The organism is Natronococcus amylolyticus DSM 10524 (assembly GCF_000337675.1).
GTDB lineage: Archaea > Halobacteriota > Halobacteria > Halobacteriales > Natrialbaceae > Natronococcus > Natronococcus amylolyticus.
Genome location: NZ_AOIB01000028.1, coordinates 349,655 through 373,941 on the forward strand (window position 1 = coordinate 349,655; position 24,287 = coordinate 373,941).

Below are 24,287 nucleotides of genomic sequence, written 5' to 3' on the forward strand. Positions count from 1 at the left end.
ATTTTATCTTTCAAGATAGCGGCTCAGTACTGCGGCAAGCACCATTATTACAACAAGTACTGTTGAGAGAGCGTTGATCTCGGGGGTGAGTCCAGTACGGAGCATATCGTAGATCTCGACCGGAACAGTACTGGTTCCAGGTGCAATGAGAAACTGTGTGGCAGTGAACTCGCCGAATGAGACAATAAATGCAATAAACAACCCAGAGAGCAAGGCCGGTGAAATGATGGGGGCAGTGACGTTCGTGAACGTCATTGTCGGATCAGCGCCGAGAACACGAGAGGCTTTCTCGAGATCGTTATCGAATGTTACGAGTTCTGAGCGCACGAGCAAAAAGACGTACGGAACGCCCAGGATAGAGTGACCGATGATGAGCGTTGGATAGCCGGCATTGACGTTGATCTGCCCGAAGTAGCGGATCAGAGCGATTCCCGTAATCACAGGAGAGATGATCATCGGCAACAGCATGATCGTCGAAAGCTGCTGTTTGTAGGGGAACTCCGCACGGACAAAACCAATAGCCGCAATGGTTCCAAAGATGACCGCAATAATCGCTGCACCCGTTGCGACGACAAAACTCGTAAAGAGCGCGCCAAGCAGCTGGCTGTCGGTCATCAATGCAACGTACCACTGCAGACTAATACCATCGTACGGGATCGCGGGAAATGCTCGTCCGGTAAAGGAAGTCAGAACGACCATCGCGACTGGCACAAGCAAGAAGACGTAGATCAGCAAGATAGTGCCTAGTAACACGCCACGGCGCAGCAGCCCTGTCTGCTTGAGAGATCCAACTGCGCTCATAGGTTACCAAGCGCCTCCTGAAGATCGAACACGGCATTGAATATCGCGATAAACCCGATTAGCAGGATCGTATAGATCACTGCTAATGCTGATGCGAGTTGGATATTAAACGCCTCAAGGAATGCGCGGGCAATTTCGTTGGCGATCATTGACTGTCCCGATCCGCCAAGGATGTCTGGGCCGAGGAACGATCCTGCCGAGAGGATGAACACGATTACTCCGGCAGCGACGACACCTGGCATGCTCAACGGAAGGACAACCGAATAGATCGTTCGCAACTGGCCAGCGCCAAGGGTCCGGGAAGCGTTGATCGTCTCATGGTGTATTGCGTTGAGCGAATTGTAGATTGGGAGGACGGCAAACGGAAGATAGGCGTTGGCCAGTCCAATGATTACCGCTGTTGTCGTAAACAGTAAGTCCGTTTCAATACCGAATGACTGTGCGAGCGGACCGGTCGGTGAGAAAAACAAGAGCACCCCGAAGTAACGGATGATGTATGCGATCCATAGCGGAACAACCACTAACGTCAACAGGAGACGAACGCGTTTGCTCGAGAACACGAGATAGTACGCAAGGGCGTACGCCAACGCAAGTGTCACCAGCGTCGTTACGATTCCGTAGAGGAACGAACGAACAAAAGCGGCGAGATAGACGCCACCCATGGCACGCTGATAGGCCTGAAGTGGGTGCCCATCGCCGAAGTTGATACTCTCAACAACTAGGAAGAGGACTGGAAACACGAAAAAGAACGTGACCCAACCGACACCGATAGCTACGAGGTGGCGATTGGTTATCCGATCGCTGAGCCAGCTCGGAACGGGGCTGCGTTCGACGACAACGCTCATAGAACGATCACCGATTCTGAGTCGAACGTGACGAGTACTTCATCACCGACCTCAAGATGCGGGAAACGATTTGTACTCGCAAGAGCGGTTTCGCCACTTTCGAGGGTAGCTGTGACCTCAGCCCGATTACCGAGATTTGAAACTTTTTCAATCGTCCCTGGAAACGCGTTCTCTTCAGTCGCAGCTACAGTCGTTGCGCCACCGTCAGCTGTTGCCTGTGCTGCCTCGATATTGACATCCTCTGGGCGAACATACAACGAGACTTCTTCTCGATCACTGCTAACACTATCATTTGGAAGAACAACACAGGTATCGCCGGCATCTACGAAGGGTCTCGGCCCATCGTTTCTAATCGGTCCACTGAACTGCATCGACTTTCCGACAAACTCCGCGACAAAGTCGTTTACTGGTTGTTCGTAGATAGCCTGTGGATGATCGACTTGCTGGATTTCCCCATCATCAAGGACGACGACTTTGTCAGACATCGACAGCGCATCCTCTTGATCATGTGTAACGTACAATGAGGTCACTCCCAACTCTCGCTGAAGCGTCATGAGCCACTGTCGCATCTCTTCTCGGAGAACTCGGTCGAGCCCGGTCAGCGGCTCGTCGAGCAGTAAAATATCGGGTTCGTAGGCAAGTGCCCGAGCTAACGAGACGCGCTGTTGCTGTCCTCCTGAGAGTTCGCCAGGGCGATGATCATCGTGATTGGGAAGATCAACGAGTTCGAGAAATTCTTGTACTCGTGCATGACGTTCTTCCTCATCGTACCCGTGCATACGAAGTCCATATGCGATGTTCTCCCGAACAGTCATATGGGGAAAGAGGGCAGTACTCTGAAAGGCCATCCCGATGTTTCGCTCTTCCGGGGGTAGGTTAGTGACATTCTCGCTCCGTAATGTCACCTCTCCTTCCGTTGGCTCTCTGAGACCCGCAATCATGTGCAACAGCGTTGTCTTTCCACAGCCAGACGGGCCTAGCAGAGTGACGAATTCACCCTCATCGATACGGAAACCGACGTCGTTGACGGCGCACAAGTCGCCGTAATACTTTGTAAGTCCGTTGACTTCTAACATCGTTAAAATTTGTATTGGTAGTATTATTATGGTTAGCTCTGCTGTACTTCCTGGAAGCGCTCCGACCACTCGTCTTGAACTGGGAGAATTCGGGACCAGTCATTGAAGCTCAACTCATCGATGGGCGCATAATCTGGGAGTTCTGTCATCTCCTCAGGGGGATCCTCCACCTGTACTGTATAATTCATGTCATCCGACATCTGGAGGATATTATCTCGCTCGTAGGTGAAATTCAATAAGTCGTGAATGAGATCTCGGTTTTCCGTTTCTTGGACAATTGATAGTGTGTCAGTCCACGCCATCGTTCCCTCTTCGGGGAGAACGTACTCGATGTGCTCATGGCCGTCTTCTTGTAGCGCAATAACACGACCACCCCATGCCTCACAGATGTGGGCGTTCTCCTGGCGTAGATACTGGATTGAGGTGTCTCCGTCAGACCAGTAACTAAAAGCGTTCTCGTTTTGTTCTTCAGCTTCTTCGATTACCTCTTCGAAGAGATCCTCGTCCTCTGCGGCTTCGTTGATATCAACGTCGATCGCAGCAGCACAGTTCGAAAACCGATCGACTGCTCGGTCGAGTAGTGCAACCTGTCCCTCGTACTGTGGATCTTTAATTTCCTCCCAACTAGTGAGTTCTTCGTCAACAAGTTCAGTGTTGTACGCATACCCAGTTGCCCCGTTTTCTCGAATCAGGCCGATCGTCTCACCATCATCGAGTAGAAAGTCGAGTTCCTGTGCATCGTCGCGGATGTTGTCTGTATAATTCGGCACTTCATCGAGGTCAATCGGTTCAAGAACACCTTCGTCTTGCCCCTGGGCCATTCCAGTATCATTGAGTGCGACGATGTCATATTCCCCTGTGTTTTGTTGAATCTGGGAGATCATCTCAACCGTCCCTCCAGCGGAGTCACCCTCAATTTCGACATCCTCCTCTTCTGCCCACGCGTCAAAAATTCGCTCCTGTGCTTCCTGTGTATTTCCACCGAACCCGAGGAAGCGAAGCGTACCACCACCACCATTCATGCCGCCCATACAACCCGCGAGGCTTACGACTGATCCTGCTCCGAGTGTAGCCAGTGCGCTGCGCCGAGTCACCATGTTACTACCTTCCATGGACCTTTCTCTACATTCTATGGTATGGTATAATAGTGTTCCGGTGAGTCCGAATTAAGAAGTATAATTTAGGAAAATCTCCGAAATGCCTAAGTCAGATAGGGACAATTATAATAGCTACGCGCCTCGCCGTGAAGATTGGTGGGCGTCATACGAGACAACACATGACCTGTACCGAGGATCGAAGAGTGGAAACTGTCGAACCGGCATCGACCGAAACTGTCGACTACCGAGTCGACGACAACGTCGCGTACGTCACGCTGACACGCTCGGATCGGCTCAACGCCGTTACAAAGGAACTATATGCGGGCGTTCAAGGTGCTCTCAAGCGGGCGAGTGAGGACGATGCCCGCGTGATAGTACTTGAGGGCGAAGGCCGTGCTTTCTGTGTTGGCGCAGATCTGAAAGACCACGACGAACGCGAACGAACTGCTGCAGAGAAACGCGAGTACGCTTGGACTGCTCAACGAACCTGTGAGGCAATCCAGACCCATGAGCGACCAGTTATTGTCAAGATCCAAGGATATGCTATCGGTGCTGGCGCAGAGATGGCACTTAGTGCAGATCTCATCGTAATGGCGACACAAGCAGAAATACGGTTCCCGGAAACATCTATTGGAACCTACGTTGGTGGTGGTGTTACGGATACACTGCCTGAACGCGTCGGAACCGCGAAAGCAAAGGAGCTATTGCTCACTGCAGCCTCACTAGACGGAGCCGAGGCTGCCGAGATCGGACTCGTAAATGAGGTTGTCCCGGACGACAAGTTGGACGACGCCGTCAACAACCTGGCAACTGAGATTGCCAACAACGCCCCGATTCCAATTGCTTTCGCGAAAAAACAACTGAATCAGCAACCAGCTGACCGTGAGCTGATACTGACTGCAGAAGTCGATGCACTCCTAACATGTATGGAAACCGCCGACTGGCAGGAAGGCATCGACGCGTTCGCCGAGGAGCGCGAGCCAGTCTTCGAGGGGCGATAACGATGCGGAAAACTATCGACCGTATCCTCGAACCCGAGACAATCGCAGTCGTCGGTGCCTCCACTGATCCAAGCAAGCGCGGGCACCAGGCTATCAAAACTCTACAAGAGGGAGGTTTCGAGGGAACCGTCTACCCTGTCAACCCAAGCGCAGAAACAATTCGAGGTCTCAGTGTTTGTTCCTCCATTTCCGAGATTCCAGAGCCTGTTGATCTGGCACTGATTGTTGTCCCCAAACAGGTCGTTCCATCAGTCCTGGAAGAGTGTCGCGACATCGATGTCGCGGGAGCAGTCGTCATTGCTGTTGGTTTCGGTGAGACCGGCGACGAAGGGGAAGAACTCGAGGAAGATATTATCCATATTGCCCGACAAAACAATGTCCGTCTGGTAGGTCCAAATACTTCCGGACTGATCAACGTTCACGAGGGAGCCAACCTCGTAGGAGCCGACAATGTACCTGCCGGCGAACTCGGTTTGCTCTGCCAAAGTGGAAACCTCGCAATTGCATTATTCACCGAAGCCGCCGCTCTCGAAGGAGTCGGCTTCAGTCACTACGTCGGAGTCGGCAATGAAGCTGACCTCCAATTCCACGAGTACTTGCCGTACTTCGCCGATAACGACAAAGCTGATGCGATTGTCTGTTATGTCGAGGGGTTGGCTGATGGACGTGCCTTCCTTCAAGAGGCTCACGAAACTGTCCCCGAGACACCGATCGTCGTTTGCAAAAGCGGACGATCCGCAGTTGGGAAACAATCTGCGAATTCTCATACGGGATCGCTGGCCGGCGATGCAGCCGTAGCCGACGCTGTCTTCAGCCAAGCTGGTGTCATCAGCGTTGATCGATCGGACGAGCTACTTGCGGTTTCCGACGCACTCGCCTCCCAGCCACCGATGGACGACGCGAACATTGCAATCCTCGCTGACGGCGGCGGGCACGCGACACTTGCTGCAGACGCATTGGCCGCCCGTGATCTCTCCGTCCCTGAACTGGAGGCAGGGACCAAAGACCGTCTTCGTGAAGTTCTTCCTGACGCAGCAAGCGTCCGAAACCCAGTTGACGTCGCCGGCGGTACTGACGATGACCCCTCGGTATTCGCTGATTGTGCCGAGGCGCTATTCGATGATCCGAACGTCGATGGCGTGTTGCTTTCTGGACTATTCGGTGGCTACGGCATCCGATTTACTGACGATCTCGAGCCGATCGAGAAAGCGGCCGCACGAGATATCGTCACCTTTGCTGAGGATACCGATACACCACTGGTAGTTCAGAGCGCCTATGAGAGTGCTGACCCCGAGGTCCATACGATTCTGCGCGAGAGCGATGTCCCAGTTTACGAGTCACTTGATCTTTCGGTCGCCTGTCTCTCTGCACTTGCGGAATACGGCACTCATCTGAAGACTACAGACGAGAGGGACAGTTTCAACCTTGAAGAAGGTGAACGAACCATAGATCCGGCTGAGGCGACCAACGGCACGCTTACTGAGTACGATGCGAAGAAGGTACTCGATCAGTACGATGCACCGGTGACACCGTACGAACTGGTCGAGACGCCGATGGAAGCGAAGCGTGCCGCAGTTGAGTTCGATGCGCCAGTCGCGATGAAGGCTGTTTCACCTGACATCGTTCACAAAACCGAAGCCGATGCGGTCGCCCTTGAGGTTACAGAGGATGCCGATGACGTTTTCCAGGACCTGGTTGAGAACGCACGCACATATGACCCACAAGCGCGGATCGATGGCGTTCTCGTTTCCCCGATGCGTACTGACGGCATCGAGGTGATTGTCGGGGCGACTAGCGACGAGCAGTTCGGGCCCGTCGTCATGTTTGGTCTTGGTGGCGTCTTCGTTGAGGTCTTCGAGGATGTCGCCTTCCGTGCTGCGCCGCTCTCCAAAAGCGATGCGCGGTCGATGATCGAGGAGATCGATGCCCAGCCACTACTCAATGGAACACGGGGTGGGTCATCGGTTGACCAGGAAGCGTTAGTCGATGTACTCTGTACTGTCTCGGATCTCGTCGTTGATAATCCCGTGGTCGAAGAAGTAGACCTGAATCCCGTGCTCGCAGCCGAAGACGGAGTAGAAATTCTCGACGCAAGTATTCTTTTGTCGAATGAAAGCCAAACTACGACCCACACAATGGAGTCAGAAAATGAGGTCATTTCGGATGGAGGTGACAACGAATGAGTGACCGTGAATCGGTAGATGAGCCCGTCTGTGTTGAGCATCCACGTGAACACGTTGCCCGCGTTACGCTCGATCGACCGGATGCACTGAACGCTTACAACGAATCGCTCCTGCGGACACTCGTCGATCGGCTCGAGGGACTCGACTCCGATCAGGATGTCCGGGCGATCGTTCTGACTGGTGCTGGTGATCGTGCGTTTTGCAGCGGTGTCGATCTCGAGAATATGCCGCTTACTCCAGAGATGGAATTTGCCGAATACGAGGAGGGGCTCGGATTGTTCCAGAACGTTGTCCGAACCTTACGAACGATCGAAACACCGGTCGTCGGCGCGGTGAATGGCTACGCACTCGGCGCTGGCTGTGACACTGCCCTTGCCTGTGATATTCGTATCGTCAGTGAGGAGGCCACTATCGGTGAAACGTTCATCGATGTCGGCTTCGTTCCTGGAGATGGCGGTGCCTATCTCCTTCCTCGGCTCATCGGGGAGTCTCGAGCAAAAGAGCTGATTTTCACTGGTCGGAAACTTGAGGGAGAAGAAATCGTCGAATGGGACCTTGCCCGCGAGTGTGTTCCGCAGGGAGAGTTACTCGAGGCTGCTGAAGACTTCGCTGCCGACCTCGCTTCCCAGCCACCGGTTGCCCTCGGCCTGAGTAAGACGCTCGTCGGGGAGAGTCTCGATGTCGACCTTGAAACCGCATTTGATCAGGCCACTCGCGCCCAGCGGATCTGTTCACAGACTGATGATCACGCAGAAGCAGTCGCCGCGTTCAACGAGAAACGAGATCCGGAGTTCACGGGAGAATGAGCCTTGAAACAATCACATTAGTACAGTTCGATTCATCGATCGGCCCCGCCGAAGATGGGACGCTCGAACGAATGTGTGCGCACATTCGAGCTGCGGATGTTGATCTAATCGTCTTCCCCGAGCTCGCGACGACTGGCTACTCTATCTTTGATCAGATCGAGAAATGTGCCGAGCCGATACCAGGTCCTACCACTCGTATACTTGGCCAAGCGGCTGCTGAGTCGAATACTCACGTTCTCCTGGGAATGCCTGTTCAGGGCCAGAACCGCGTCCATAACAGTGCGATATGGATTGACCGCCAAGGCAAGGTGCGTATTCAGTATGACAAGCGGCAGTTGTGGGGTGACGAATGCAACGTATTTACTCCGGGTGAGGATCTCGTTGTAGTTGACTGTGAAGGACTCTCAGTAGGAATTCAGATCTGTTATGATCTGAATTTCCCTGAGCAAGCAGCTGCCTTTGCCCGCGCTGAGGTGGATCTTTTGGTGAACATCTCGGCGTGGTCTGAGCCGATGAAAGGTGATTGGGACCGGCTACTGCCTGCCCGTGCGATTGAGACCGGGGCATTCGTTCTTGGCTGTAACCATGCCGGAGACGAAGGAGACCTCATGTTTTACGGCCATAGCACTGTATATAATCCGGACGGATCAGTAAACAGGCGACTTAAGAACGAGCCCGATGCAATCACCTGGCAATTCGAAGAGAAACTGCTCACGCAGGAACGCAAACGAAACCCAATGCGCGAGGATAGGCGTGAAGACGGACCAGGAATTGAACGCATTCAGGTTGAGTGAACTGGAGTACCAAGAATCGTAGTGGGGATCACCCATCCTACATACAACAAAAGCAAATGACGAACTTAACACTTGACGAAACTGACTTTCGGCTCTTGAAAGCACTTGACGAGAACGGCGATGTCGATGCCGATGAAATTGCAGACGAACTGGACATCAGCCAATCAACGGTATACTATCGTCTAGAAAAATACCGCGAAAAGGGAATCATCACTGACACGGTTGCCCATCTTGACCGTCACAAACTCGGCCTTGGGATGACTGCTATTACTCGGATCAAGACCGTCTATGGGCCGGAAGCGATGGAAGTCGGCAAAAGAATCCAGGAACTCTCAGGTGTTCAGCAGGTGTATTCTATGCTCGGAGAAATGTCGTTCTGCGTCATCTCTCATGTTAGGGACCATGAACATCTTCAGGGGCTTGTTGAGAAGATTATCGAGACAGAAGGTGTTCAGAACTCAGAAACGAATATTGTGCTCCGGACGTTCAAAGAGGAGCCACGGTTGCTGGTCAACTACGATGATGCTGATCTCGAGAAATTGTTCGCTTATACTGCTGACGATAAGTCATCGATCTCGGACTAAAGCATTGTCAGCTGCGAGTTCGTCATATACTCGGTTCGGGAGAACGAAGGTGATGTCGTTGCGACGAACGAATCGCTGGATGGCTTTGTACAGGTGTTTGATGGCATGTTGAGGCAGTTAGCGAACTCTCGGAGACGTCGTCCGTATGCGCCGCGGTAGCTTCCAAGAACCAGGTAGCTACTATTTGCTTGCTCGAACCGGGGGAGCTCTTCGTTCATATAACGGACAACTTCGTGGTAGTCCCCCCGAGGTGGGGAGCTAATTCCTTCGAAAATACGGTTGACAGCCCGGTAGATGGCGTATGAATTGCGTGGAACGCGTGGGCCGCTCATACTACTGTCTACAGATGTGTCCGTCTTAAGCGTCCATATTCGAGTTGGAAAATATGGTATTTTCCCAACTTGCCCGCCCCGAACAGTTACGTGAATGGAGACAAAATAGACACCTATGAGTAATAGTGCGGGGGGCGCAGGAAATCCGGTCGGCGGCGAGGCAGAACCATTTGGCGGTGACGATGTCATGCCGATCGAGAAACAGCGACGGGCACACCAATTCCTCACGCAGGAAACCCGCTACCTCATCATCCAAGCCGTGCTTGGGCATCCAACGTACTTGGCGACACTCGACGAGCTCAAATACCTCGTGCCCAAGAATCGCTCTACTATCCGGGAGCATCTTGACCAGCTCGCAGATAAGCAGGTGATGGTAAAGTACAAATACCGTGGAGATGAGACCGAGCGTAACGAACCACGGGAGTTCTGGGGGTTCACCAGTTACGGGATCACCCTCTTAGATGAGTACAGCTACCTCCGGTACGTCCCGGTTCTGCGTGCCCTACAGGAAAATCTCCATCTGACCGAGAAAATTGAACGGCACCAGGATTCGCCGCGACCAGAACTGCCAGAAGACGTTAGTGGAGCCCTCAAAATACCAGAAATAGACGACGCAACAGAGGCCATTGTTGATGACACGCTCGCTGCCCGAGAACGCGGTGGCGACCGGCTCTTCGATGCTCCCCCTATTGAACCGGATGAAGACGGTGAAACCGAACCCGGTGCAGACCGACCTCTCGATGAACTCTTCTGATCTTACCACTCCTAACGGGGATCACTGCTCGCGTCAATTCAAGCCGGTCGACTATCTCTTGAGTCGTGAACAATCGCGAACGGTACGACGAACTCGATAACTCCACGGTGTCGCTAGATCAAACGAGATCTCGGACCTCACACAGAGGGAGTAGTATCGAGGCTGGCTGTTAGCTGGCACGTGTCTGGATTCCTGTACGTAACCGCTGGAGGATCTCGGATTGGTGGGCACCGTCTAATTAGCGCAGTTTGAGGAACGAGCAGGTCTTCGAGCATTTGATCCAACGAACTCAACGATCTGCTCACTTCTCAAACTGGCTTGACTAAACAGTGCCCGTCGACGTTCCGTCTCTGTTAGAAACCTGCATCACTCGTTACTGAAAAGAACCAGATCGTCATGACCCCTCTATTCCAGCCACGGTTTGACGATTGGTGCAAAGAGAATGACTGCAATGAGAACGACGATCACTATGGATAAGGGTTCGGTAAAGAATACCGGAACGGTCCCTTCGCCCAGAATCAACGATCGGTGGAGATTTTCTTCGGCGATACTGCCTAAAACGATACCGAGGACAAACGCAATGATCGAGTAATCATATCTCTTCATATAATATCCAATGACTCCGAGTCCGACGATCGTGATAGCGTCGACCCAGCGGCCGTTGTTGAGTGCAAACGAGCCGAGGAACGAGAGGACGATAATCATCGGGATAATATAGTCAGTGTCAATCTTTGTTAAAATGCCTGCGCGAGTGACGAGACCAAGTCCGAGCACGAGAATGAGGACGTTACCGATCAGTAATGAAATGAAGAGTGCATAGGTCACATCAAGATTCGCGTCGGGATCGAACAAGTCAGGGCCGGGAACAAGCCCATGCATGATCAGCCCCCCGATTAATACCGCCGTCGCGGCGCTACCGGGGATTCCGAAGGCAATAGCTGGAATTACCGATCCGCCGATAGTCCCATTGTTCGACGATTCAGAAGCGATCACTCCGATAGGGTTTCCTTTCCCAAACGACTCCGAATCTTCTGACGCGCGTACTGCTTCGGTGTACGCGATGAAGTTAGAAACTGTTGAACCGGCACCCGGAATAGAACCGATTCCGGTTCCAATGAACGCTGATTTTACGAGCGTTACTGGGTGGTCCAAAACTGTTTTGACGCCGCCGAAGACGTCGCCGGTGACCTCGAACTCTTTCTTCGAAATACCTCCTGTTTCGTTAGCTAATTTTAGCATTTCAGCGACAGCGAACAGACCGATCAGAGCAGCTATAAACGACAGTCCCTCATAGAGTGGGAAGTATCCGAACGTATATCGAACGTCTCCGGTCATCGGTGCCGATCCAATCGCCGTCAAGGATAAACCAAAAAATCCAGCGATCAGGCCTTTGACCATCGAGCCGCGGGCAACGATTGTGATCATCGATAGGCCAAGAATGGCGATCAAAAATCGTTCTGGCGAGCCGAACATGAGGACGAAGTCAATAAGAATCGGCGATAAGAGAATAATCGCTGTGACGGTAATGAACCCCGCAAGCGCAGACGAGGTTGCTGATAACGAAAGCGCAGTAACCGCTTCTCCTTGACGTGACATAGGGTATCCATCAAACGTCGTTGCAGCGGCTGCTGACGTCCCCGGAGCGTTAATGAGGATTGCAGCAATAGACCCGCCGTACATTGCTCCGCTGTATATTCCGATGAGCAAAACAATTGCGTCAATGCCACCAAGCGGCAGCGTTAGCGGAAGTAAAATTGCCATCCCGAGTGAAGCACCTAATCCGGGGAGTGCCCCAACGACAATCCCGATGATGAGACCAGCCATAACCCAGAAAATAGTCGGCCAACTGAATACGAGTTGGACGGCTTCAATAAACACCTCAAAGCTCATAGAAACACCTCATGAAGGTATCCTTCTTCAATCGGGATACCGATGATATCGTAGAAGAGAAACGCGATACCGAACGATAGTAGCGTCAAACCAACAATCGCGTATATCGGTTGCTTCCGCCACCAAGTGTATGCGATGACGAATAATGGGGTTGCCCACAACATTCCGATCAGGAACGACCCCATCAGATATCCAACACACATGGATCCGAGAACTGCTGCTCCATATGCGACCGTCTCTTCTTCCTGGATATCGGAGGTCTCAGCTGCGAACTCTTCTTCGTCTGAGTCTGTCTCCTCTACTATACTTTCGGCATCTCTAGTGTCTGTTTCGAGAATGTCGGCTTCATCAACAACCAGTCGGCGCAGTGGTCCGGGAAGATAACCTCTGAAAAGTAGTAGCACACCAAATAGAATTACCATTCCGGACGTAAATTGTGGAAAGTGTTGTGCAGCAGAAGAAAATTCAAACGACTCTACAAACATATACACCGAAGGTAGAATGAAAACTAGAAGTAGTACATGTTCCATTGTTACCTCTTCTTTCAAATTGAATGTGGGATGTTTTTCACTCATTGTAGTACTTTTGAATCTAACACTTATTTATATGTGAATATGCTGATCCTGGGAGGAGGAGAATCACCTACTCCTGGAGATTATCCAGATCAACGGCATCCGGAATCTCGTCAAGTGTCTCCTCGAGGGTTTGGTTCGCCGATTCCGGATCTCCGTATGTGACGTCGTTGCCGGTCTCATCAGACCAGTCTTGCACGTCCTCGTCCTGCGTTGCCTCTTCAAGGGCCTCAGTGAGGGTTTCAATTTGCTCCTCGTCTGTTCCTGGAGCAGCGTACAACGCGAGCGTCGTCATCGCAACGAAGTCGATATCTGGATACCCAAGTTCAGTTGCCGGTTCGAGATCGGGGAAAACATCTGTCGGTTCGCTTGAAAGATTGGCGACCACGTTTAGGTCTCCTCCCTCGACCGGTTCACGAGCCGACGTTGCAGTCGCAATCCCGACCGACACTTCGTCGGATATCACGGCCTCACTTGTCGGTCCACCACCATCATATGGAACGACTTCCTCCCATTCCATTCCGAAGTCGTCGCGAAGGAGGAACGAGATAACGTGTGTCGAGTGGCCAATTCCCTGCATAGCGAATTGGGTGAATTCACCGTCCTCGTATGCATCGACGAGGTCATCTATATCCTCGATGTGGTCGTATTCGGGGTTAACGATAAGTGTAAACGGGTACTGGCCGATAGAACCGATCCCTTCGAGATCGGTGATATCGTATCCGGGGTCGTCCATTAACCACGCCGTTGCGACCGACGGTAAGTTGACGTTCCCAATCGTATACCCATCGCCATCAGCCCCGTGGAGAATTCCGGTCCCCTCAAGTCCGCCAGCACCTGGTTGATTATCGATGTCAAGTTCTCCGTCGAGTGCCTCATTCCAAGCCGGTTGTAGTTGTCGAGCGTATGTGTCTGTACCTCCGCCTTCACCGAACGGAACGACCCATCGGATTGTCTGGCTCGGATACTCACCATCACCATTCTCGTCACCAAGGCACCCAGCTAACCCCACCACTGACGCGACTGAAACCGTTCCTGCAGTTTTTAAGCAAGTGCGTCTATCCATAGCACACCTCATGCGTTCACAAGCATAGGGTATAAACTCTTTCCCGTTACTAGTAATTCTCCAAATAATTAATAACTATTAATTGACCTATTGAATTTTTCTAAATAGCAGCAGAATTGGCTAACAGGCACTGCCTAGTTCAGCATCCCCTCGGCTGGTGTCTTTCCATCGAGCGATTGATGCGGCCTCTGGCGGTTATAATAATGCATGAACTGTTCAACCCATTCGCGTGCGCTCGCTCGACTGTCCACCCAGGAATTATGATAACAGTCGACTCACATTTTGAGGGTGTGAAACCACTTTTTGATATGGTTTCGGTCGGTAGAGTTCACTCGACCGTTCAACCCTAATCGAGCAAGGGCAGTCCGATAGACAAATTGACCGACGAGAAACTCAGCATCTGGGAGCTCGTGTTTCTCGCGAAGTCCATATAGAAATGCAGCTGCCGGATCAGTGCCATGTCGACCAAACAACGCGACGTCGAGAATCAATTTTGTTTCGGTATCTATTGTAGCGTCCAACCAAGACCACCCCTCATTGATCTTGACAGCGGTCTCGTCGACAGCGACCCGCGACGGCGACGCTGTCGGCGGGTCGCGTCCGCTGTCAGCCAGCCGATGTACCCAGTTCCAGAACGCTCCGTGAGAGCGCTCAATGCCTAATTCAGCGAGAATCGTTGTTGTCTCCCGGATAGAACGACCGGTCTGATGGAGACGGACGGCGAATGCCCTGACAGGCGTCGCCGTCCGCTCGTTCTCCCAAGATTCTTCTAAATCCGCGTCATAGCTCTCGCTGGGCAGGTCTGCGAGCATTTGGTCCAACGAACTCAACGACCTGCTCACTTCTCAAGCTGCCTCAACTAGACAGTGCCCGAAACTTGATTAGTTCGGATTTCAACCACTTTATGGCGAAGCTTTGCAGCTATTAGATCGACTTGAGACAAGACGGAGATAAGCCACCTATTTTCACCAGTCAGTAATACTGTACAGTATTACTAATCATATTGGCTGGCTCGAATAGATATTTGCTACGTTTGTGCTCCTTTTCAAGCCCATAAGTACAACCAGACAGGGAGTTAGCTACATGTTGATTGCTTCTCGGCCTACTGTGACATGACCGACTTCCGATCGTGAATAGGTCCTGCTTGGTCTACGAGCCGACCACCGTTACGATCGTTACTAACTGCGATGATTTCCGACACAACACTCAGAGCAATTTCGACTGGTGCATCACTCCCCAGATTTAGCCCGACCGGAGTCGCAATCCGTTCCCGATCCCGTTTCGAGAGTTCGACACCCTCATTTTCCAGATCTGACTGAAGTTGCTCAAATCGTTTTCGGGGTCCCATCAACCCGATGTACGGGGCCTCTGTCCCAAGTGCTGCCTCAAGCGCGAGTCTATCGTCGACAAAGTTGTGAGACATAATAAGAACGAATGTCCGTTCATCGATTCCGGCATTGGATAAGTTGGTTGGATGGGTTGCTAAGACGCGATCTGCAGCCGGGAACATCTCATCATCAGCACGTCCACCACGACCTGTCACGACTGTAACTTCAAGCCCGACCTGCGCTGCGAAGCGGACAACGGGACGAACATCTGGCTGGCCACCGAATACGACCAGTTTTTGTGAGGGTTCGATACCGTCAATAACGAGCACTATTTCTCCCGTCTCAGTTGACACAGAGATGCAGTCAGTGCTCCCTTCAGTCGCATACGTTCGTGCCTCCGTTTCAATATCTGCTATAACCGAGTCAGGAAGAACCGTTCGCTCACGAATGCGGCGGTCGTTAGTTCCTGAACCTTGTTCACTGATAACCGCTCTAGCTCCGACGGGAATCGAGGGGTCATTGCTCTCGATTGCGGTTACGAGACTACACGCCTTGCGGTTCGTGCGTGCGTCAACCATCTGCTGCCACGAGTCATCGGTAGGCTCGATGAGAACGTCGATGACACCATTACAGCCGAGGCCAAGCCCCCAGGTATCGTCGCTTGTAAGATCATACGTGACAACAGTCGAAGACCCGGATTCAAGAACCTCATTCGCAGCTTCCTGCAACGGTTCATAGAGACACCCAGCGGTGATTCCGCCGTGGGACGTACCATCCGATTCAATCACCATTTTGGCACCGGGTCGTCGATAAGCCGTTCCCTCGACATCAACGATCGTTGCGACCGCAAATTGAGAGGTGGCTGCAAGAGCTTGCTCAATTTGCCGGTAGACCTCGGATGTAGTGGTACTCCATGAATCTGCCGCCATATGCATAGATTAGCTATTCGACCGACACATATATGGTTGTCGTTAGTCATTGTCATTCTATGCCCGTAGAGATAGATATTACGCTAAATGGGGCTGAACGTACGTTCGAAGCTGAACGGTCAGATTCGCTTCTTGATGTTCTTCGTCGAAATGGCTACACTGGCGCGAAACGTGGCTGTGATACGGGGGACTGCGGTTTCTGTACTGTATCTGTTGATGGCGAACCAGAGCGTTCCTGTATCAGACCTATCAGTACAATGGATGGGGCAGAGATCGAGACCATCGAGGGACTCGGCACCCAGAATGACCTCCACCCCGTTCAGGCGGCGTTCGTCGATAACGCCGCACTCCAATGTGGATTCTGTATCCCCGGGATGATCATGCAGTCACGAAGTTTGCTTCAAGACAATCCTGATCCGACTGAAGCCGAGATCCGCAAGGGGCTCTCAGAGAATCTCTGTCGGTGCACCGGCTACGAGAAAATCATCGATGCGGTACAGGACGCCGCCGAACGGATGAGTAGCGATCAGACCGTCGCTACTGACGGTGGCGACCCGACTCACGGAACAACGGCGTGTTCGAACCGGAAGTGCAGCAGGGGTGAGAACGATGAGTAAACCCGATGGGCCACAACGCGATGAGACTCACCAGCAATCGACCTCCGCTGAGGACGAACATCCCCTCGAGTGGGACGAGAGCCCGAACAATCGCAAGTCTAAGAGCGAGCGACAGGCCATCTCCAAGCGCGAAGAGAAAAACGACGCTCGAAAAATCGTTACAGGTGAGTCGAAATACACTGCCGATTACGCGCTGAACTTCCCGGATTTAGCTGAGGCAGCGGTCCTACGTTCAGATATTGCACACGGGTACGTAACCGAAATCGATACGAGTGCCGCTGAAGCAATGGAGGGAGTCCATGCAGTCATCACGCCCGATTCCGGCGAGGTACCTGACACGATGTATACCTCCGCAGGACAGTCGTATCCCGAACCAAGCCCATGGGACCTAAGCGTTCTCCGACGAAAAGTGCGCTATGTGGGTGATCCAATCGCTGCTGTAGCAGCCACAGATGGCCAGACAGCTGACAAAGCTATCAGAGCGATTGATGTCACGTACGAAGAGATAGACGCCGTTCTCGACCCAGAGGAGGCGATGGAACCTGATGCACCACAGATACACGATCCCGATCGGGTAGAAAACATTCAGCCGGGTGCGGACTACGAACGGAATATCGAAGCACAGATCGAAGGCGAAATCGGCGATGTGGACGCAGCTTTCGAGGAGGCAACGTCCAGAGATGACTGGATTGTCACTGAGACCGAGTGGAAGACGCCCTACCAATCCCACTGTGTTCCCGAACCACATACGACTATTGCACATCGCGACGAGGACAATCGCTTTCATCTCATCTCGGCTACACAGGTTCCGTACCATACACGTCGGCAGCTCGCGCATCTATTCGATGTTCCAATCCGAGATATTCGGGTAACGAAGCCGAGAATCGGTGCCGGATTTGGTGCCAAACAGTCGATGCTGATCGAACCAATTACCATGGCGCTGATGCTGGCCGCAGATCGACCTGTGAAATTGGAGACGACGCGCCGCGAGCAGTTCTATGCCATGCGATCCCGACGTCCTGCTCGAGTCCGATTGCGAAGCGTCGTTACTCAGGAAGGGGAGCTCAAGGCACTCGATATGTCGGCGGTTACGAACTCGGGTGCGTACGGACCGCATGGGATGACAGTAGCCAGTTCTATTGCAACGAAACCGCTGCCGCTGTACACACATACACCGAACATCCGGTTTGAGATGAAAGCAGTCCATACTAATCTCCCGATCGGGGGCGCATTCCGCGGCTATGGAGCCCCCCAGGGGCACTTTGCACTCGAGGGCCACATGGACGAAGTCGCCAACGAACTAGAGCTTGATCCTATCGAGTTTCGTTCGCGGAACCTCATTGGTAACGGTGATCTGGATACTGCATCGGGTATCACGAAGGATGGTGAGCATGTCCGTCGGATTCGCTCGTGTGGTATTGATGAGTGTATTGAACGTGGGAAAGACGCTATCGGCTGGGAAGAGATCGAACAGCCTGAAGAGGAGCATCTTCACCGCGCCTGTGGTATTGCTCTCACCGCTCAGAAAAGCGGTGTCGCAGGCGACGAACTCGGTGCTGCACATATCAAAATGAACGAGGACGGTTCGTTCATCCTTCAAACGGGCGCTGTCGATATCGGGCCCGGTGCGGACACTGCGATGGCACAGATCGCTGCAGAAGTTCTCGGTGTGCCACCCGAGGATGTTCTCGTTCAACCCTCGGATACGGATATCTCACCGTTCGATTACGGTGCATATGCGTCCTCAACAACGTACGTTACCGGAAGTGCAGTGAAAAAAGCAGCCGAAGAGGCACGGACGCACCTATTTGAATTTGCCTCACAGATGCTCGATGAGCCAGCAGAAACCCTTGAGGCCCACGACGGAGCCGTCCACTCAAAACAGACTGGCGATTCGGTCACGATAGAGGAGATCGGGTATGAATCTATCTACGGCGGCAGGGTACGCGAGCAGATAATGGGCCAGGCGAGCCACAGTACGAACGAATCACCGGCCCCATTTGGCGCACAGTTTGCCGACGTGACCGTTAACGAATACACCGGTGAATTCGAGATCCACCAACTCGTGTACGCAGTCGACTGTGGCGTCGCAATCAACCCAGACCTCGCAGAAGGACAGGTAGAGGGTGCAATGCATATGAGTTACGAGCTCGCGGTGTCCGCAGGCTTCTCGTTTGACGACGATGGGACCCCGGAAATCCTTGGGTTCCGTGACTATGGGATGCCAACGACGGAGGATCAGCCTCCACTCGACTCAATTCTCGTCGAAACATACGAGCCAACGGGGCCATTTGGCGCAAAATCTGTCGCTGAGATCCCCGTTAACGGCGTTCCGCCAGCATTGAGCAATGCGATTCGCCGCGCTGTCGATATTAGGGTCAGCGACTTGCCAATCACCGCTGAGAAAATCCAAGCAGAGATTGACAACGACTAGCTGACCCGGTACTCATCGACGAGTTTCGATAGTAGGGAAACGACTACAGGTCGGGTGACCTGTGGCTTTTGTAACTCCCCCAGCCTATGCGGATAATCCAGTGCCGCCCGTTCGAATTCGTAGACGGTTCGCTATCAAACGGGCTGCCGGTGAGCAGGAAGCCGACGTGAGCCATATCTGTACTATTAGAAAGGGACAATGAGCGTTAGCACCTCGCATGCTTGGCGGCGACGTCATAGGTCGTTCGCCGTCTGTGCTACTCAACGATAACGTCGACGTGCTTCCAGCGCTCGACATCGACCAATCCCCGATTTGTGAGGCGGTACTGGGGAATGACTTCGAGCGCAAGAAATGAGAGCGTCATCAGACTATGACGATCAAGACCGAGGTCCTCCGCTCGGGCGATAACCTGCTTGAACCGTTCGCAAACGGTTGACAGCGGATCGTCGGACATCAGCCCGGCGACCGGAAGCGGCAACGCTGTGATCTCTTGTCCGCTCCGCTGTGGATCGTAAACGGCGACACCGCCGTCGATGTCGCGAAGGTGATTCGCAATTCGGGCCATTGCGTCGTACGTTGTCCCCGCGACGATACAATTGTGCGCATCGTGAGCGACCGTCGAACCGATCGCCCCGCACTCGAGACCGAGACCACGAACAAAACCGCATCCGATACCGGCGTCCTGACCATGTCGTTCGATCACCGCAAGGGGAAGGACATCGTCGTCAGGCACCGGTTCGATCCGACCCCCAACGACGGAGAGAGTCGCTTCTGTACGTTCTGTTTGAATACCATCCGCAATCGCGAGGGTGCGAACCGTGACTCGTTCCATTTCTGCCGGCAAAGTGAGCGCCAAATCCGCTCCTGAAACTGGCTCGAAATCGACGGTTTCGGATGATAAAGCGGTGGTCGGTGGGGAGCAAACGGAACTCGTCGGATCGATCTGTCCGTCGATGAGGACGTGGTCGACATCCCACGATTCGAGGTCGTTGAGCAGGACAAGGTCGGCAGGTGCGCCGGGCTGGATCCGTCCGTACGGAAAGTCATAGCACTCCGCCGTGTTTAGCGTCGCCATCTGAACGGCCTCAATTGGATCGACTCCTTCTTCGATCGCCTTTCGCACCGCGAAGTCGACACCGCCGTTTTCGACAAGATCAACGACGTCCCGATCGTCCGAACACAGCGAAAGTCGCCGCGTTGGGACCTCATCGACGATCCCGACGAGATCTGCGAGATTCTTCGATGACGATCCTTCGCGAAGGTACACGCGGAAACCGAGATTGACTTTCTCTCGCGCCTCGGCCTCGGATATACTCTCGTGATCGTTGTCGAGGTACCGCGCTGCCTCATGTAGATCCGGGCCGGTGACCCGCGGAAGGTGACCGTCGACGGTGAGTCCTCGTTCGCGAGCAGCACGTATCTTCGCGTGCAGATCCGGATCGTTCTCGACGAGCGCGGGAAGATCCATCACTTCGCCGAGCGCAACAGCGTGTTCGTGTTTAAGTAATGACTCGACGTCGTCGGCATCGAGTGTCGCCCCACTGTCTTGTAAATTCGAGGCTGGGACGCTCGATGGGACGCTAAACCGTACTTTCAATGGGGTTTTCGTCGCATCCTCGAAGACGGCCCGAACGCCGTCAGCTCCGAGAACGTTCGCGATCTCGTGAGGGTCGTGGACGATACTGGTCACGCCGCGCGGTATCATCGCTTCCCCATACTGAGGAATCGTGACCATGCTCGACTCAACGTGCTTGTGTGCGTCGATCAGTCCCGGTGCGATGTATTCGGCTTCGAACGTTCGCTCTGCTGGCCGCTCCTCGAGCGCGACTATTTCACCGTCATCGATGGCGATCGCCCCTTCTTGAAGTGCGCCAGCGTTGACGTTGACGATCGTTCCTCGAACGAGTGTGTCTACCTGGCTCATGGTTTTAAAGTTCGGTCGGACTTCGTCTGGTGGTCGTACCATTGTATAGACCGTTCGCCCCGTCCTGGACGAGTCCGGTTCGGATCGAAGGGACGAACAAATTCACAGTCAATCGTCCTCCTGCATACCAGTGGAATCGTGCGGTGAGGGATCATCATCGGTGACTGGTTCCTCCAGCCCGAATTCGAATTCGCTGTCTGGTCGCGGAACAAGGGTATTGAGCAAGACTGCAGAAAGTGCAGTCATGATTACCGCATTCCCGAAGAAAATCTCGGCACTTCCCGGCAGTGCCTCGAGGGCTTCGGGACGGACTTCAACGCCGAGTCCAAGACCGATCGAAACGGCGATGATAACCATATTGCGTCGGTTCATCCGTTCATTGAGGAAAATGAGTCGAAGACCGCTCGCCATCACCATGCCGAACATAACGAGTACGGCACCGCCGAGTACCGAGTCCGGGATCGTCGCGACGATCGCACTAACTTTGGGAATGAAGCCGAGGACGAGGAGAATGCCGCCCCCGACACCGACCACGTATCGACTCATCACGCCGGTAAAGTTGATGATTCCAACGTTTTGAGAGAACGTTGTCAGCGGAAACGCACCGAAGATCCCACCGAGTGAACTGCCGAACCCGTCGACGAACAGCCCACCACGGATCTCACGCTCTTTTGGATTCCGGCCTTCTGCAGCCGTGATACCGGACATATCACCGATCGACTCGATTGCCGCCGTAATAAAGAGGGCCGTGAACGTGAGGATTGCTACCGGCTCGAATGCGAATCCGAACCGACCGGGAACCGGAAGCGCGAACCAGCTCGCCTCCGCAACGGGAGTGAAGTCTACGATACCAATCGCAATGGCGGCCAGATAGCCGACGACAATTCCGATGAGTATGCTGAGAATTCGCCAGATACCCTCCATAAAAAGGTTCATTCCGACAGTGATTCCAAGAACGAGCATCGCGAGTCCGAGGTGGTAAAGCGCGCCGTAATCGGGGGCTTCGGCGCCGCCGGCCGCGTAGTCGATTCCGACGGGGATCAAGTACAGACCGATGATCATCACGATGAGACCAGTGACAAGCGGCGGGAAAAACCGTCTAACACGGCTGAACTGCCACGCAATGAGAACCTCTACCAGAGCTGCGATGACAATTGCCCCGAACACCGCATCGAGACCATACTGCCCGCCAATGGCAATCGCTGCTCCAACAAACGCAAAACTCGAGCCCATAACGATCGGGAGTCGCGCGCCGACCGGTCCGATCGGAAACACCTGTACGAGCGTTGCGAGGCCCGAGAAGATCAGAACCATCTGAATGAGATAGGTCGTGTCCGCTGCGCCGAGCCCGATTGCTCCAGAGACGATGATCGCGACCGCGATGGTCGGAACAAACATCGCCGAAACGTGTTGCAGTCCTAAGAAAAAGGACTTGAGGGCTGGGGGTTTCTCTTCCAGCTCATACGCCAGTTCGATAGACCCGTCATTGGATGGCATGAGATAACATGCATCAAATATGCATGCACCATGATAAAGTCTTGGGATTGGACGAAACTGACAACTCTCCTCCGGTATTTAGATATAATCAGCTTTTTCTTAGAGTGTCTTTGCCCAAATAATTCACAGCCATGTCCAAACAGCGGATATAAGATGACAATGAAACGTGTGCGGTTACGTGCTCGATATAACTCCACCGGCAGAAATATAGTAATAAAGGACGAATGCAGCGGCCAGAACCCACTGACCGGGATGAACATCTTCTCCCTCACCCATTGCGGTCTTGACCAGCGGATAGCTAATGATACCAGCTGCGAGGCCATCTGCGATGGAAGCCGTAAGCGGCATAACGGTGATTGTGAGACCGCTCGAAATGAGCCATGCGGGGTGTTCCCAGTTGATATCGGTCACGCCCTGGAGCATGATAATGCCAACGACTACCAATGCCAGATACGATGCGTATTGCGGGATCGCAGCGATAAGTGGAACAGCCGCCAACGAGAGCAAGAAGAGCGCGCCGACAGTAAGCGCGGTCATACCGGTCCGACCTCCCTCCTCGATTCCGGTCGAGCTCTCGATGTATGTCGTGACTGTCGAAGTGCCCACCATCGCACCGAATGTGGTACCGACCGCGTCTGCCATCAGCGGTTTTTCCATCTCCGGGAGGTCGCCGTCCTCGTCGAGGAAACCGCCGAACTGCGAGACACCGATGAGCGTGCCTGCAGTATCAAAGAAATCTACGAAAAAGAAGGTAAACACGACTACTACAAACGTTGCCGGATCAATCTGGTGGAAGCCCTCGAGAAAAGCTCCGGCCAGCGGCGTAATATCATACTGCGGAGATGCGAGTTCGGCCGGCGCAAGAACGCCGCGTTCGACGACACCAGCGAGCGTAAGCGCCCAGCCCGCAATCGCCGTCGTGATGATACCGATGATAATTGCACCGGTGATGCCGCGAGCGTACAGGATGAACGTGAACATCAGTCCTCCAAGTGCGACGAGCGCCACAGGATCGGTCGCGACATCGTTTAACTGAACTAACGTCGCATCGTATGCCACGATAACGTTCATTTCGATCAATCCCAGCAAAAGCAAGAACAATCCAATCCCTGCGCCGACAGCGAACTTGACCGGTGCCGGGAACAGTTCGATAATGTAGCGTCTTGCACCGAAGTACGTCAGTGCCATGAAAATTATTCCTTCGACGAACACCGCAGCGAGTGCGGTTTGCCATGGAACGCCCAGTAGTATCACAACGGTGAACGCGAAGTACGCGTTCAACCCCATTCCGGGCGCTAATCCGAAGGGACGATTCGCGTGAAATGCCATCACGAGTATGGCGGCGACAGCCGCCAGAATGGTTGCGATCGCAATCATCTGGAATACCTCCTGATCTGTGTAACCCTCAATCTCGATCGCTTCCGAGAGGATTGCAGGGTTGACGATGATAATGTACGACATCGTGAGGAACGTCGTCGTACCTGCAATCACCTCTGTTCTCAAATCTGTGTCGTATTCTTCGAACCCAAAGTACTCTGCTAATCGCGATCCTGAGTCACGTGACTTCGACATATGCTGTACGTCATTCTATACCATCCTATATGTTTCCCTATCTCACCATTTTCGAAATGAAACACTATGGGTGCTCACTGTTTGCTGACATCCTCGCATGACTGAAGTCGTGGAGTTCCCGTCACAGACGGTGGTCCTACGGGTTGAGGAGGTTCGCGGGTCCGCAGTTCCCGCATCTGAAGACT

Annotated in this window: 19 protein-coding genes and 1 pseudogene; 8 read left to right on the forward strand and 12 right to left on the reverse strand. The window is 53.3% G+C overall.

The window, feature by feature from the left end:
- Positions 1 to 3: 3 nt before the first annotated feature.
- Genes C491_RS14730 through C491_RS14740 form a run of 4 tightly spaced genes read right to left on the reverse strand, consistent with a single transcriptional unit; the run spans position 4 to position 3,834 of the window.
- Positions 4 to 801 carry an ABC transporter permease gene (locus C491_RS14730; protein WP_005557655.1) on the reverse strand — a complete coding sequence of 266 codons (798 nt, stop codon included), beginning with the start codon at positions 799 to 801 and terminating at the stop codon, positions 4 to 6.
- The gene (locus C491_RS14735; protein WP_005557656.1) at positions 798 to 1,646 is read right to left on the reverse strand and encodes an ABC transporter permease; all 849 of its coding nucleotides are present in this window, start codon (positions 1,644 to 1,646) and stop codon (positions 798 to 800) included. Before C491_RS14735 ends, C491_RS14730 begins: the two co-directional genes overlap by 4 nt.
- Complete coding sequence (locus C491_RS21860; protein WP_083909345.1) at positions 1,643 to 2,722, reverse strand: ABC transporter ATP-binding protein; 1,080 nt, start codon at positions 2,720 to 2,722, stop codon at positions 1,643 to 1,645. The genes C491_RS14735 and C491_RS21860 overlap by 4 nt, the downstream gene beginning before the upstream one ends.
- Before the next feature lie 32 nt (positions 2,723 to 2,754).
- Positions 2,755 to 3,834, reverse strand: coding sequence for an ABC transporter substrate-binding protein (locus tag C491_RS14740; RefSeq protein WP_241431333.1), 1,080 nt, complete (start codon positions 3,832 to 3,834; stop codon positions 2,755 to 2,757).
- Positions 3,835 to 3,998: 164 nt separating this feature from the next.
- Between C491_RS14740 and C491_RS14745 the strand changes: the two genes are divergently transcribed.
- From C491_RS14745 to C491_RS14770, 6 genes are all read left to right on the forward strand, one after another.
- A complete protein-coding gene (locus C491_RS14745; protein WP_005557661.1) occupies positions 3,999 to 4,820 on the forward strand; it encodes an enoyl-CoA hydratase/isomerase family protein in 822 nt (273 codons plus the stop codon).
- A 2-nt stretch (positions 4,821 to 4,822) separates the two neighbouring features.
- Positions 4,823 to 7,003, forward strand: a complete 2,181-nt coding sequence (locus tag C491_RS14750) for an acetate--CoA ligase family protein (protein WP_083909346.1) — start codon at positions 4,823 to 4,825, stop codon at positions 7,001 to 7,003.
- Positions 7,000 to 7,809 carry an enoyl-CoA hydratase/isomerase family protein gene (locus tag C491_RS14755; protein WP_005557669.1) on the forward strand — a complete coding sequence of 270 codons (810 nt, stop codon included), beginning with the start codon at positions 7,000 to 7,002 and terminating at the stop codon, positions 7,807 to 7,809. The genes C491_RS14750 and C491_RS14755 overlap by 4 nt, the downstream gene beginning before the upstream one ends.
- Positions 7,806 to 8,603 carry a carbon-nitrogen hydrolase family protein gene (locus tag C491_RS14760; RefSeq protein WP_005557671.1) on the forward strand — a complete coding sequence of 266 codons (798 nt, stop codon included), beginning with the start codon at positions 7,806 to 7,808 and terminating at the stop codon, positions 8,601 to 8,603. Before C491_RS14755 ends, C491_RS14760 begins: the two co-directional genes overlap by 4 nt.
- A gap of 56 nt (positions 8,604 to 8,659) precedes the next feature.
- On the forward strand, positions 8,660 to 9,187 hold the full coding sequence (locus C491_RS14765) for an Lrp/AsnC family transcriptional regulator (RefSeq protein ID WP_005557673.1): 528 nt from the start codon (positions 8,660 to 8,662) through the stop codon (positions 9,185 to 9,187).
- 447 nt (positions 9,188 to 9,634) lie between these two features.
- Positions 9,635 to 10,273: a hypothetical protein gene (locus C491_RS14770; protein ID WP_193787540.1), complete on the forward strand. Its 639-nt coding sequence runs from the start codon at positions 9,635 to 9,637 to the stop codon at positions 10,271 to 10,273.
- Positions 10,274 to 10,678: 405 nt separating this feature from the next.
- Here the strand turns inward: C491_RS14770 and C491_RS14775 are convergent, their stop codons facing one another.
- From C491_RS14775 to C491_RS21870, 5 genes and pseudogenes are all read right to left on the reverse strand, one after another.
- Positions 10,679 to 12,163, reverse strand: coding sequence for a tripartite tricarboxylate transporter permease (locus C491_RS14775; protein ID WP_005557676.1), 1,485 nt, complete (start codon positions 12,161 to 12,163; stop codon positions 10,679 to 10,681).
- Entirely contained in the window at positions 12,160 to 12,738 is a 579-nt protein-coding gene (locus C491_RS14780) for a tripartite tricarboxylate transporter TctB family protein (RefSeq protein WP_083909347.1), read from the reverse strand. The genes C491_RS14775 and C491_RS14780 overlap by 4 nt, the downstream gene beginning before the upstream one ends.
- Before the next feature lie 67 nt (positions 12,739 to 12,805).
- Positions 12,806 to 13,801, reverse strand: coding sequence for a Bug family tripartite tricarboxylate transporter substrate binding protein (locus C491_RS14785; protein ID WP_049892016.1), 996 nt, complete (start codon positions 13,799 to 13,801; stop codon positions 12,806 to 12,808).
- Positions 13,802 to 13,935: 134 nt separating this feature from the next.
- Positions 13,936 to 14,613 (reverse strand): annotated as a pseudogene (locus C491_RS14790) (IS6 family transposase).
- Between the two features lie 290 nt (positions 14,614 to 14,903).
- Entirely contained in the window at positions 14,904 to 16,058 is a 1,155-nt protein-coding gene (locus C491_RS21870) for an XdhC family protein (protein ID WP_005557687.1), read from the reverse strand.
- 59 nt (positions 16,059 to 16,117) lie between these two features.
- Between C491_RS21870 and C491_RS24260 the strand changes: the two genes are divergently transcribed.
- The gene (locus C491_RS24260) at positions 16,118 to 16,675 is read left to right on the forward strand and encodes a (2Fe-2S)-binding protein (RefSeq protein ID WP_049892020.1); all 558 of its coding nucleotides are present in this window, start codon (positions 16,118 to 16,120) and stop codon (positions 16,673 to 16,675) included.
- Complete coding sequence (locus C491_RS14800) at positions 16,668 to 19,109, forward strand: xanthine dehydrogenase family protein molybdopterin-binding subunit (protein WP_049892022.1); 2,442 nt, start codon at positions 16,668 to 16,670, stop codon at positions 19,107 to 19,109. The genes C491_RS24260 and C491_RS14800 overlap by 8 nt, the downstream gene beginning before the upstream one ends.
- A gap of 256 nt (positions 19,110 to 19,365) precedes the next feature.
- Here C491_RS14800 and ade read toward each other — a convergent pair whose 3' ends face one another.
- The 3 genes from ade to C491_RS14815 form a co-directional block, all read right to left on the reverse strand.
- Positions 19,366 to 21,033 (reverse strand): adenine deaminase, encoded by a 1,668-nt coding sequence (gene ade / locus C491_RS14805; RefSeq protein ID WP_005557696.1) that lies wholly within the window; start codon positions 21,031 to 21,033, stop codon positions 19,366 to 19,368.
- Positions 21,034 to 21,141: 108 nt separating this feature from the next.
- Positions 21,142 to 22,530: a uracil-xanthine permease family protein gene (locus C491_RS14810; protein WP_005557697.1), complete on the reverse strand. Its 1,389-nt coding sequence runs from the start codon at positions 22,528 to 22,530 to the stop codon at positions 21,142 to 21,144.
- Between the two features lie 174 nt (positions 22,531 to 22,704).
- Positions 22,705 to 24,102 carry an NCS2 family permease gene (locus tag C491_RS14815; RefSeq protein WP_049892024.1) on the reverse strand — a complete coding sequence of 466 codons (1,398 nt, stop codon included), beginning with the start codon at positions 24,100 to 24,102 and terminating at the stop codon, positions 22,705 to 22,707.
- Positions 24,103 to 24,287 lie beyond the last annotated feature (185 nt).